This window comes from uncultured Thioclava sp., from assembly GCF_913064665.1.
GTDB classification, from domain to species: Bacteria; Pseudomonadota; Alphaproteobacteria; order Rhodobacterales; family Rhodobacteraceae; genus Thioclava; species Thioclava arctica.
Map to the genome: position 1 here is coordinate 40601 of NZ_CAJYBT010000005.1, position 12235 is coordinate 52835.

Sequence of the window (12235 nt, forward strand, 5' to 3'; positions counted from 1 at the left end):
CTTACTCGGAGGCGCGCAACACCCCCGCCGGGCGCGCCGCAAGCGGGCGCAGCGCAAAGACCAGCCCGGCCGCCAGTGTCGCCACCACCCCGCCAGCCACGATGATCAGCGCAGGGATTGGCGCGAACTGATAGCTTGCGCCCATCACCAGATCGACAACGGCCCAGCCCGCAAGCCCGCCAAAGGCGATCGCGACCACCCCCGCCGCTGCGCCCATCAGCGCCGAGCGCAGCGCAAAGCTAAACAAGATCGTGGCCCGCGTCGCCCCGAGGGTCTTGAGCATTGCCGCCTCCCAGGCGCGCGCCCGCTCGCCCGCCGCCGCCGCGCCGATCAGCACGACAAACCCCGTCAGCAGCGTCACCGAGGCCGCCAGCGACGTCGCGCGCGCAATCGAGGAAAGCGCATCGGTGACGCGCGCAATCGCGTCGCGCACCCGGATCGCGGTAATATTGGGAAACGCCTTGGCCAGATCGCGCATTACCTGCGCCTCGGCCTCGGGTGGGGCGTAGATCGTGGCCAGCCACGTATGGGGCGCGCCTTGCAGCGCCGCCGGATCTAACGTCAGCACAAAGCCAATCCCGCCCGTTGAAAAGTTCACATCGCGAAACGAGGTGACCTTGGCCGTGATATCGCGCCCCAAGATATTGACGGTGATATCATCGCCCAGTTTCAACCCGATCTCTGCCGCCTCTTTGGCCGAGAAGCTGGCCAGTGGCGGGCCGTTATAATCCTTGGGCCACCATGTGCCCGCTGTCAGCTTTTCACGCGGAGTCTCGGAATAGGTCACGCCGCGATCGCCGCGCAGAACCCAATGTTCGCCGCCAACTTTACGCGCGTTTTGGCCATTGATCTTGGTGATCACGCCGCGCAGCATCGGCACCGCTTCGACCTTACTCACCGCAGGCATCTTGGCCAGCAGCGCCTTGAACGGGTCGATCTGATCGGGCTGGATGTCGATCACGAAATAGGCTGGCGCGATTTTGGGCAGATCGTTGGAAATCGCTCCGCGCAGCCCCGCATCGACCTGCCCCACGGCGGCCAGAACCGACAGGCCAAGCCCCAGCGACAGGATGACCGAGCGCGCCTCGGAGCGCGGCCCACCAATCGCGGCGAGGGCCGCGCGCAAGGCAGGGCGGCCGCGCGCGAGATGTTGCGCGCCGCGTGCGCCAACGCGGATCGCCCAAGCCGCGACGCTTAGGATGGCCAGTGCCAGCGCGATGCCGCCAAGGCTGGCCAGCGTCAGCCCCCACAGCCCCGAAAACCACGCCGAGACGACGACCAACACCACCAGCAGAACGCCCGTCAATGTCATGGTCGGCCAAGGCGGCAGGCGGCGTCCGTTCATCGTGTCACGATAGAGCGTCGCCGCGCGCATTGCCGCCATCCGCGACAGGGGCCACAGCGCAAAGATCGCGGCAATCAGCGCGCCATAGAGCGCCGCCTCCCCCAGCGGGCCGGGTTGCAAGCGAATCTCGACCGGGATTGGCAGCGCATTTTCGATCAGCCCCGAGGCCGCGAAAACCAGCCCCGCCCCCAGCGCCAGCCCCGCGACAATGCCCACCACGCCCAGCGCCACAAGCTGAATCAAGAACGCCGCGCGAATCGTCGCCCCCGTCGCGCCAAGCGCGCGCAACGTCGCGATTGTGCCCGATTTGCGCTCGACCCAAGACGACACCGTCGCGGAAATGCCAACACCGCCCACTGCCAGCCCCGCCAGCCCGACCAGCACTAGAAACGAGCCGAGCCGATCCACAAAGCGCTGCGCGCCCGGTGCCGCGCGACGCCGATCCGACCAGCGCATCCCGGCATCCTTGAAATGGCTTTCGGCTTGGCGCTTGGCCACCGTCAGATCGGTGCCCGCAGGCAAGCTTACGCGGTATTGGGTTTCAAACAGCGACCCCGGTGCCAGCAGCGGCGTGTCCGCAATGGCGCTAAGCGCAACGATCGAATTTGGTCCCAGCGCAAAGCCGGTGCCCGTGCTGTCAGGTTCGCGCAAGAGCCGTGCCATCATCACGAAATCCTGTCCGCCCAAACGCACCGTATCACCGGGTTTTACCGCCAGACGGTCAGCCAAAATTGGGTCGAGGAAAATCCCGGGGAGACCGTTTTCGCCCTTGAGCGCGGCGCGCCCCACGGGCGGGTCTAGCTCCAGCTTCCCTTCAAGCGGATAGGCCCCATCCACCGCCTTGACCTGCGTGAGCGCGCGTTGCGTCGCATCGGTTCCCGTGCTGAGCATGGAGCGGAAATCAATCACCTCCGAGACCGCCGTGGCGTGATCGGTGATCCATTTCAACTCGTCGGGTTTGGCTCGGCGATAGCTGAATTCATATTGCGCATCGCCCCCCAACAGCACCGCGCCCTGATCGCTGAGCGCCGAGGTGATCGCGCTGCGCACCAGCCCGACAGCAGCAATTGCGGCCACCCCAAGCATCAGGCAGAGCAGCATGACCCAAAAGCCGCGCAGACCCGCGCGCAACTCGCGCCGAGCAATCGTGAAAGCCAGGGTCATGCGGGTTCACCCGTCACGACCCGGCCGTCGCGCAGCTCAATGATGCGACTGCACCGCGCCGCCAGATCCGGGGCATGGGTGACCAAGATCAGCGTGGCCCCATGGCGCTCTTGCAGGCCGAACAGCAATTCGATGATTGTGGCCCCCGTCGCTGTGTCGAGATTGCCGGTCGGCTCATCGGCCAGCAGGATCGCAGGGCGCGGGGCGACGGCACGCGCCAAGGCGACGCGCTGTTGCTCTCCGCCCGACATTTGCGAGGGATAGTGATGGCCGCGATGACCCAGCCCCACGGCCTCTAGTTCCGCCTCAGCGCGCGCGAACGCATCGGGCACGCCGGCGATTTCCAGCGGCATCGCGACATTTTCCAGTGCCGTCATTGTCGGGATAAGGTGGAAGCTTTGGAACACCACCCCCATATTACCCCGACGAAAGCGGGCCAGATCATCCTCGGACATCGCCGACAGATCATGACCCAATGCCATAACCGACCCCGAGCTGGCGCGTTCCAGCCCGCCCATCAACATCAGGAGCGATGATTTGCCCGACCCAGAAGGCCCCGTGAGCCCAACGCTTTCGCCCCGCTCGATGGCAAGATCAATCCCGCGCAGAATTTCGACCGGGCCAGCATTGCCCGCCAGCGCAAGTTTTGCGTCTTTGAGCGCGAGGATCGTGTCAGCCATGGCTACCTGTCTTTCTTTTGCTTCAAAGGGATATGGGCCAAATACGCGGCTGCACAAGCGTTTGGGCGCAGGAATTGTGCTTGCGACGCTGCTGGCCATGCCGGTCGCGGCACAGACCAAGATCCTCGCCTTGGGAGATTCGCTGACCCAAGGCTACGGGCTTGAGAATCCCAGCGACGGTTTGGTACCGCAATTGCAGGACTGGCTGAACGCGCATGGCGCGGAGGTGACTGTGGTGAATGGCGGGGTGTCTGGCGATACCACGGCGGGCGGGAAATCGCGGCTCGATTGGCTGCTGACGCCCGACACCAAGGCGGTGATCGTGGCGCTGGGAGGCAATGATCTGCTGCGCGGGCTGCCGCCCTCTGAGGCGCGCGGAAATCTCGATGCGATCTTGGCGGATTTGCAGGGCAAGCATATCCCTGCGCTTTTGGCGGGCCTGCCCGCACCGGGCAATTACGGGCCTGAGTATCAGCAAGAATTCGATGCGATCTATCCCGATCTGGCACAGAAATATGGCGCGGTTCTGGTGCCCAATCTGTTGGCCCCGATCATGGCCACACCGCTCGCAGAGCGCGCCAAGGAAGACTTGATGCAGGCCGATAATATTCATCCCACGCCCGCGGGCGTGAAAAAGGTGGTTGCGGCTTTGGGGCCCAAAGTGTTGGAGCTGTTGGCAAAGGTGACGCCGGGCAGTTGAGCGCGCGCCTGGCAGAGGGCAGGAGCCTCCGGCGGGAGTATTTTTAGCCAGATGAAAGGGCTTAGCTACGCGCGGCGCGCCGGTCCATCGCCCAAAGTGCGCCCGCGCCAATGACGCCCAGCAAGGCCCCCATCACGGCGGCGAGCTCGTAACCTGCAAGCGCCGTGCCAATTGCGAAAACAGCGGCGGAAAACGCATCGCCCGCCAGTTTCTGCAGCGCCATCAGCGAAGCCCCGGCGCCGGGACGATTGGACAGCAGGTCTTGCAGATAGGCCATCGGCTGGGTCAACACGACCGCGCCGCCGGCCGCGCCCGGAATTGTCAGCAACCAGACATAGGGCGTAGGTGCAAGAACCGGGATCAGCCCCAGATGCAGGGCATAAAGGGCCGCCCCCGCCCAGATCAGCGACGTACGCGAGACGCGCCCCACCAACACCGGCAAGGCCAGCATGAAGGGCACTTCGAGCCCCGCCAGAAGCCCCGCGTAAAGTGCCGTATCCGCCGCGCCGCGCCCCGGCGTGGCCTCAAACACCAGCCCCATCACCACCAGATACAACATCACGGCCCCGTTGATCGTACCCAGCGCCACCACCCGGCTGAGGATCGGCAGGTTCGCCATTTCGCGCAAAGATTCGCGAAAGCTGAGGCCTGATTTCGGGTCGGGCCAGCGGGTCGCGCCATCGCGGGGCCAGAACGCCAGTGTCAGCGCAAGGATCAAAACCCCCAGCGTCAGCGTGACCGGGTAGATCGCCGTCAGCGAAGCTCCCTGATCGAAGGCCACCGACCAGATCGGCAGCACGACCAGCCAAGGCAACGCAAACAGTGCACGCAGGGTCGACAGAATCGCGGCGCGGTCTTTTTCGGGATGGGTCGATGCGGCAAGGCGCGACAGCGCAAATAGCTGACCAAAGATCGAGGCTGACAGCGGCAAGATCAACGCATTGGCAATCACGAAAACCACTGCGTTATCGCCCGCCAAGACAAGCGCCGAAGCCAGAATCAACATCAACGAAGTACCCAACGCGATCGCACGTCGATTGGCCCGCTGATCGGCCAAAATCCCCAAGCCGACCGAGGCAGAGACCGACAGAACCGACGCCACCATCAAGACGAGCGCGAACGCGCCATCGGACAGGCCGAACACCTTGATCGCCAGCGCCGAAACATAGGGCCCCATCGTTGCCGCATGGGCCCCAAACAGCACCAGCAGCACCGCCGCCAGACGCAGCGCGGGATCTTTGACTATCGGGCGGAACGGAGCAAACATACGCCCCCATTGCCCCCGTTTGCGGCCAATTTCAAGAGGGGCTCAGCGCCAGTCGAAAAAGCCGGTCGGGGCTTGGGCCAGCAATCGCCGCGCCAGATCGTCACCCAGGGCCGCGCCCTCGGAAATCAACGCGCGCCCCTCGCCCGAGATCGCCTCAGAGCCATCAGGGCGCAGGATTTCCCCACGCAGCCACAGCTCGTCGCCCTCGATGATGGCAAGCCCGGCAATCGGGGTTTCGCAAGACCCGTCCAGCGTGGCAAGATAGGCGCGCTCAGCAGCCAGACGTTGCGCGGTGGGCAGATGGTGGATCGGGGCCAGCAGCGCCTCGCAGCGCGCATCAGCCACGCGCCGCTCAATGCCGATTGCACCTTGCGCCACGGCAGGCAGCATATCCTCGGGGTCAATCGCGGATTTCGCGACCTCGACCATACCCAGACGGGTCAACCCCGCCATCGCGAGAAACGTCGCTTCGGCCACGCCCTCTTGCAGCTTTTTCAACCGGGTCTGCACATTGCCGCGAAACTCAACCAGCTTCAGATCGGGGCGGCGATAGGCCAGCTGCGCGCGCCGCCGCAGGCTGGACGAGCCGACAACTGCACCCTCGGGCAGCGCCGCGATCCCGGCGTGGTTGAGACTGACGAACGCATCGCGCACATCTTCGCGCGGCAAATAGCAATTCAGGATCAACCCCTCGGGCTGCTCGGTGGGCATATCCTTCATCGAATGCACGGCGATATCGATGCGGCCATCGACCATCGCCTCTTCGATTTCCTTGGTGAACAGGCCCTTGCCGCCGATCTCTTTCAGCGGCTTATCCGCATCAATCAACGCGCGATCATCGCCCGTAGTCTTGATCACCACGACCTCAAAGGCGGCCTCGGGGAGATCATGAGCCGCCATCAGGCGCGCACGCGTTTCATAGGCCTGCGCGAGCGCCAAAGGCGAGCCGCGCGTGCCGATCTTGAGCGGGGATTTCGCATCGGGCATCTGCATCATTCCCCCGGCTTACCCGCGACAGATGGCCCGCGCAAGACGGCGCGCGCTTGACATGTCGCCACAGGTCGCGATGAAAGAGGCAAAGAGGAGATGCACATGGCTGAGAAAACGATCCTGCGGGCGCTGAATGGTGAAGTACTGCCGACCCCCCCGGTCTGGATGATGCGGCAAGCCGGGCGCTACCTGCCCGAATATCGCGCTACCCGCGCACAGGCCGGCGATTTCCTGTCGCTGTGTTATAATCCTGAACTCGCCGCCGAGGTCACCTTGCAGCCGATCCGGCGCTACGGCTTTGACGCGGCGATCCTGTTTGCCGATATCTTGTTGCTTCCTCAGGCACTTGGCGCAGATCTGTGGTTTGTCACCGGCGAGGGGCCGCGCCTAAGCACGACCACCACACCCGCCGATTTCGCCAAGCTGAAAACCAAAGACGACATTCACGACACGCTTGCCCCGATCTATGAAACCGTCGGCATTCTCAGCCGTGAATTGCCCAACGAGACCACGCTGATCGGCTTTGCGGGCGCGCCGTGGACGGTGGCGACCTACATGATCGCCGGACAGGGCACCAAGGATCAGGGCCCCGCTCATGCGCTGAAAACGCAAGATCGCGAAACTTTTTCAAAAATCATCGACCTGCTGACCGTTTCAACAATCGAATACCTGTCCAAACAGGTCGAGGCCGGGGCCGAGGTGGTCAAGCTGTTTGATTCATGGGCTGGCAGCCTCAAGGGCGACGATTTCCAGGATTTCGCGGTTGAACCAACGCGCAAGATCATCGCCGAGCTCAAGGCGCGCTTTCCGCAATTGCCCGTGATCGCCTTCCCGCGTGAGGCGGGTGAGGGCTACATCGGCTTTCACGAAAAGACCGGCGCCGATTGCGTGGCGCTCGATAATTCGATCACGCCGGAATGGGGCGCGGCCAATGTGCAAATCGCGGGCTGCGTGCAGGGCAATCTTGCGCCCCATCACATGGTCACGGGCGGTCAGGCGCTGGTAGATGAGACCCGCCATGTCGTCGAGGCGTTCAAGAACGGGCCGCATATCTTCAACCTTGGCCATGGTATCACGCCCGATGCCGATCCCGAAAACGTGGCGCTGATGGTCGAGACGATCCGCAACGGCTGAGGCGCGTCAGCGTTCCAGAAACACCAGCGCGATCGAGGCCACCAACAGCCCCGCCATCAGCCAATTGAACGCTCTCAGCCGCGGCCCCGTGCCAAGCCAGTGGCTGAGAGTTTGCCCCAACGCCGTCCAGATCGACACCGCGATCAGGTCGACAACCACGAACACCGCGCCCATCAGCAGCCCGCCCAAACTGCCGTAAATCGTGGCCGCGCCAAGCGACATCACCCAAGCCTTTGGGTTCACCCATTGAAACGCCGCCGCCTGTAAAAACGTGAACGGGCGCGTGTTCCCGCCCTGCCCCGGCGCGCCTGCATGCGCGATTTTCCACGCCAGCCATAGCATGTAAATCGCAGCCAACACCGTCAGCACATTATGCAGCGCAGGCATGCGGATAAACACCTCGCCAAGCCCCAGCGCGATCAGCACCACCATCAGCCCATGGCCAAGCGCGATCCCCAGCAAATGCGGCACCGTGCGGCGAAACCCAAAGGTCGCGCCCGAACTCATCACCATGATATTATTCGGCCCCGGCGTGCCTGCAGCGACACAGGCAAAACCGAGCAGCGATAAAAAGAGTTGTGACATGACATTTCCATCTCGCGGCGAAACTCAGCGATCATCAAGACGCTCTCGCGCCCCTTCGCCAGTGCCAAAATATCCCGGGGGAAGGCCCGTGGCCGAGGGCGGCGCCCCCGACCAGACTGTTGTTCATTGCGCGCCCCGCACAATCTCGATCCGACCTATCGACGGATCTGCGGGACAAAGCAGATCGCGGGGCTGAATGTGAGCATCGGGGGGCTCTTTCGCCCGCATTTCGCCAAAGCCTACAGCCGTTTGGCGCAAGACGATTGAGCGGTCACGCGGAAGTCAAGCGATGCCCTCCGCCGACGACTTGGGTGACAAAGCCCCCCTTAAAACCCTAATCCGTCAGCACCAGCAGGTCACGCTCGGCCAAGCTTAGCTCGACCGCCTCACCGATGTGCGGCGGCGGCGTGTCGGGGGTGTTGAACGTATCCAGCGAGATCAGCGTGCCGCCAACATCGACCCGCATGCGGATCGTCGAGCCAAGGAAATGAACCTCGGCAAGTCGCCCAGCAAGGATCGTGTCGCGCCCTTCTTTGCGGCCCAAAGAGACAACTTCGGGACGCAGCGCGAGGTTGATGGTCTCCCCCGTCGTGGCCCCAGCCAACGGACGGTTAAGCGCGATTGGCGTTTCGCCCACCGTCACCCGACCCGTCTTGGCATCAACGACGGTGGCCGAAAGCGTGTTCAACGTGCCAACGAATTGCGCCACAAACCGGGTCGTGGGGTGGTTGTAAATCTCGAACGGCGCGCCGGTCTGTTCGGCCACACCGCCATTCATCACCACCACGCGATCCGACATCGACAGCGCCTCTTCCTGATCGTGGGTGACGAAGATCGTGGTGATACCCAGCTCGCGCTGAATTTCGCGGATTTCGTCACGCAAGCTGACCCGGATCTTGGCGTCCAGCGCCGAGAGCGGTTCGTCCAGCAGCAGCACGCGTGGCTGCACGGCCAGCGCCCGGGCCAGCGCGACCCGCTGTTGCTGCCCGCCCGACAGCTGGAACGGATAGCGGTTGCCCAGCTTGGGCAGGCCGATCAGGCGCAGCATTTCATCCACGCGGGCCTTGATCTCGGATTTCGGGCGGCCCGCCACGCGCATGCCAAAGCCCACATTCTGCGCCACCGTCAGGTTGGGAAACAGCGCGTAGGACTGGAAGACCATGCCGATATTGCGCTGGTTCGGGCGCAGATGCGTGACATCCTGACCGTCAATGCTGATCGCCCCGGACGAGGTCGTCTCAAACCCCGCGACCATGCGCAGCACGGTCGTCTTGCCGCAGCCCGATGGGCCCAGAAGCGAGACGAACTCCCCCTGATCAATGGCCAGATTGAAATCCTTCACCACACGGTTGGTGCCAAAGAATTTTTCAAGATGCTCAATGTTGAGAAAGGCCATGAGTTACCGTTGTGCTTTCGTATGTTTCGAAAATCGTGTGACAAGCTGGATCAGCCCCATGCAGATCCATGTGATTGAGAAGGCAATCACCGCCAGCGCCGCAGGCTCATAGGCCTTGTTGGCACCGACAAGCTGCATATACGGCCCAAAGGCGGGCCGATTGAGCAGCGAAGCGAGAACAAATTCGCCGATGACGATGGCGAAGGTGATGAAGGCCCCCGACAGCACCGCGATCAAGACATTGGGCAGGATCAACCGCGCAAGGATCGTGATCCAGCCCGCGCCAAGACTTTGCGCGGCTTCGGTCAGCGTCGCCACATCCAGCGTGCGCAGCCCCGTATCCACCGCGCGATACATGTAGGGCAATGACAGCGTCGTATAGCCCAGCAGCAGCAGGATATTGGTGCCCGTCAGAGTTCCCGTCAGCGGCAGGAAGGAAGAGGTGTTGTAAAGCCGGATATAGCCAAAGACGATGACAATCGGCGGGATCACCAGCGGCAACAGGGTGATGAATTCAACCACCGGGCGCAGACGCGGCAGCTTGAGGCGCACCCAATAGGCCGTGGGCACCACGATCAGTGCGCCGACGAAGATGGTGAAGATTGCCATCACGATTGAATAGCTGAACGTCTCGCGGAATTGCGGATCGCTAAGCACCGAGCGGTAGGCATCCAGCGAATATTCACCCCGGCGCGCGCGTAGCGAAAATTCCAGCGTGCCGATCAGGGGCAGCGCGAAATAGGTGAAGCCGAAGATCAGCGCGATGATGGACCAGAACCGTTGCACTCTCATTTCACCCACCTCTCAGACCGAACCCGCAACCAGACATAGACGAAATTCGCGATCCCCGTGATAACGATCATCCCGAACGCCAAGGCATAACCAAGATGGGGGTCTTGCAACACGTCGCCGCGAATCTGCGCATACAGCATGATTGGCACGATCGACAGCGACGATCCCGTCAGCGCGTAAGCCGTGGCCACAGCCCCGAAACTATTGGCAAACAGCAACGCCAGCGTGCCCAGCAGCGAGGGCCACAAGATCGGCAGCGCGACGATGCGCCAATATTGAAAGCCGCTGGCGCCCAGAATCGAGGCGGCCTCTTTCCACTCGCGCTTAAGCCCGTCGAGTGCAGGCGTGATGATCAGGATCATCAGCGGGATCTGGAAGAACAAATAGGTGATCGTGAGCCCGAAAAAGCTAAGCAGATTGAAGCCATGGGCATAAATATTAAAGCCGAACCATTGCTTGAGAACCACCGTCACCAGCCCCAGCCGACCCAACGTCGCGAGGAACGCAAAGGCAAGCGGCACGCCAGCAAAGTTCGAGGCCACCCCCGAAAACGTCATGATCGGTCCGCGCAGCCAGTTCGGCATGCCCCCGAGGGTGACGGCGGCAGCCATGGCAAAGCCGATCAGGCAGCCAAAGAAGGCCGTCGCCAGACTGATCTTGATCGAAATCCAGTAGGAGGCGAGGATCGAGGGCTGAAACAGGTTCACAAGATTGGCGAAGGTAAACCCGCCATCAGACGATCTGAATGCGCCGATCACGATATACATCGTGGGCATGATCAAAAACAGGACGGCAAAGGCCGTGAACGGCACCATTCCGACCCATGTTAGCGGCAACCGGCGTCGCGAGGCGAGGGTGTCAGCCATATAGTGGTATCTTTCGAATCAAAGTGACCCGCCCCGCGCCGGATGGCACGGGGCGGGTTATTACGCTCAACGCCTTACTGGACGTTAGAGCCGACGACGCTGTCCCAACCAGAGGTCACGACTTCCTTGTTCGCGGCCTGCTCATCAAGCGTCGGGAAGATCGCTTTGGCATAGCCCTCAGCGGGGGGCATCGCGTCCAGCATCTCTTGGGGAACCTTGCCGTTTTTGGCCAGATCGTTGAAGCGGATCGGGTGGCAATAGCCTTTCAGCCAGCCCAGCTGTCCTGCGTCGGAATAAAGATATTCCATCCACAGTTTCGCAGCATTGGGATGGGGCGCATAGGCCGAGATCGCCTGCACATAGACGCCAGCGACCACACCCGTTTGCGGCACAACCACGTCGACCGGCGGGTTGCCCTTCAGCGTGTCACGCCCTGCCAGCGCGTTGTAATCCCACTCGATCACGATCGGCGTTGCGCCTTGGGCCAGCGTACCGGTTTTGCCGATGACGGGCACGAAATTGCCGTTCTTGTTCATCTCGGCAAAATATTTCAGACCGGCATCGCCCGAGGCTTTGCCCGGTGCGCCACCTGCAGACACACCTGCGGCCAGAACACCCAGGATCGCCTGGTTCGAAGCGCGCGGATCGCCTGCCAGTGCAACCGAATTAGCGTATTCGGGCTTGAGCAGATCGGCCCAGTCCTGCGGTACGTTGTCCACGAGGTCTTTGTTCACAGCGAAGGACAGCACGCCGTAGTAATCGCCATACCAGTAGCCGTCAGCATCCTTGGCGCTGTCGGGGATCGTGTCCCAGGTCGACACTTTATAGGGCTGGATCAGCCCCTCATCCTTGGCGGCAGGACCAAAGGACAGACCCACGTCGATCACGTCGGGCGCTTGCGGGCCTTTGTTATCTTTGTTGGCGCGGATCGCCTGAACTTCGTCGGCCGAGCCCGCATCGGGGTTCAGCTCGTTCACGGTGATGCCGGGATACTTGGCCTTGAAGCCATCGATCACGCCCGCGTAGTTGCACCAGGAATGGGGCAGCGCGATCGTCGTCAAGCTGCCTTCCTTTTTCGCCGCAGCGTAGAGCGCATCAAGACTATCAGCCGATGCGATGCTCGCGCTGGCGGCAAAAGCCACCACGCTTGCGCTCAGAGCAAGTCGGATTTTAGACGTCATGTCAGGTCTTCTCCCCAGTTGTTGATCGGGCCCCCGGTCAGCATCGCCGCCGGTGTCTCGCCCGAAGATATTGATCGCACGCGCAGCGATATTCGTTTTTACGTCAGGTTTCAGCCCAATCGCGACACGCGCGGA

At 62.5% G+C, this 12235-nt stretch carries 11 protein-coding genes; 2 read left to right on the forward strand and 9 right to left on the reverse strand.

Annotated features, from left to right (window positions below; all coding sequences use genetic code 11):
- Position 1: 1 nt before the first annotated feature.
- Both QZ571_RS03140 and QZ571_RS03145 read right to left on the reverse strand, forming a co-directional pair.
- Complete coding sequence (locus QZ571_RS03140) at positions 2-2509, reverse strand: FtsX-like permease family protein (RefSeq protein WP_295531625.1); 2508 nt, start codon at positions 2507-2509, stop codon at positions 2-4.
- Positions 2506-3189 (reverse strand): ABC transporter ATP-binding protein, encoded by a 684-nt coding sequence (locus QZ571_RS03145; RefSeq protein ID WP_295531629.1) that lies wholly within the window; start codon positions 3187-3189, stop codon positions 2506-2508. The genes QZ571_RS03140 and QZ571_RS03145 overlap by 4 nt, the downstream gene beginning before the upstream one ends.
- On the opposite strand from QZ571_RS03145, the gene QZ571_RS03150 reads away from it, so the two are divergent.
- Positions 3188-3889 (forward strand): arylesterase, encoded by a 702-nt coding sequence (locus tag QZ571_RS03150; protein WP_295531632.1) that lies wholly within the window; start codon positions 3188-3190, stop codon positions 3887-3889. The two genes, QZ571_RS03145 and QZ571_RS03150, sit on opposite strands and share 2 nt — an antisense overlap.
- A 61-nt stretch (positions 3890-3950) precedes the next feature.
- On the opposite strand, the gene QZ571_RS03155 is transcribed toward QZ571_RS03150, so the two are convergent.
- Both QZ571_RS03155 and hemC read right to left on the reverse strand, forming a co-directional pair.
- On the reverse strand, positions 3951-5156 hold the full coding sequence (locus QZ571_RS03155) for a hypothetical protein (protein WP_295531635.1): 1206 nt from the start codon (positions 5154-5156) through the stop codon (positions 3951-3953).
- A gap of 42 nt (positions 5157-5198) precedes the next feature.
- Positions 5199-6152: a hydroxymethylbilane synthase gene (hemC, locus tag QZ571_RS03160; RefSeq protein ID WP_295531638.1), complete on the reverse strand. Its 954-nt coding sequence runs from the start codon at positions 6150-6152 to the stop codon at positions 5199-5201.
- Between the two features lie 96 nt (positions 6153-6248).
- Between hemC and hemE the strand changes: the two genes are divergently transcribed.
- Complete coding sequence (gene hemE / locus QZ571_RS03165) at positions 6249-7280, forward strand: uroporphyrinogen decarboxylase (RefSeq protein WP_295531641.1); 1032 nt, start codon at positions 6249-6251, stop codon at positions 7278-7280.
- A gap of 6 nt (positions 7281-7286) precedes the next feature.
- Here the strand turns inward: hemE and QZ571_RS03170 are convergent, their stop codons facing one another.
- From QZ571_RS03170 to QZ571_RS03190, 5 genes are all read right to left on the reverse strand, one after another.
- Positions 7287-7865, reverse strand: coding sequence for a LysE family translocator (locus tag QZ571_RS03170; RefSeq protein ID WP_295531644.1), 579 nt, complete (start codon positions 7863-7865; stop codon positions 7287-7289).
- Between the two features lie 334 nt (positions 7866-8199).
- Positions 8200-9261: an ABC transporter ATP-binding protein gene (locus tag QZ571_RS03175; protein ID WP_295531647.1), complete on the reverse strand. Its 1062-nt coding sequence runs from the start codon at positions 9259-9261 to the stop codon at positions 8200-8202.
- A 3-nt stretch (positions 9262-9264) separates the two neighbouring features.
- Entirely contained in the window at positions 9265-10053 is a 789-nt protein-coding gene (locus QZ571_RS03180) for an ABC transporter permease (RefSeq protein ID WP_295531649.1), read from the reverse strand.
- The gene (locus QZ571_RS03185; protein WP_295531652.1) at positions 10050-10919 is read right to left on the reverse strand and encodes an ABC transporter permease subunit; all 870 of its coding nucleotides are present in this window, start codon (positions 10917-10919) and stop codon (positions 10050-10052) included. The genes QZ571_RS03180 and QZ571_RS03185 overlap by 4 nt, the downstream gene beginning before the upstream one ends.
- Positions 10920-10993: 74 nt before the next feature.
- Entirely contained in the window at positions 10994-12100 is a 1107-nt protein-coding gene (locus QZ571_RS03190) for an ABC transporter substrate-binding protein (RefSeq protein WP_295531655.1), read from the reverse strand.
- Positions 12101-12235: the final 135 nt, after the last annotated feature.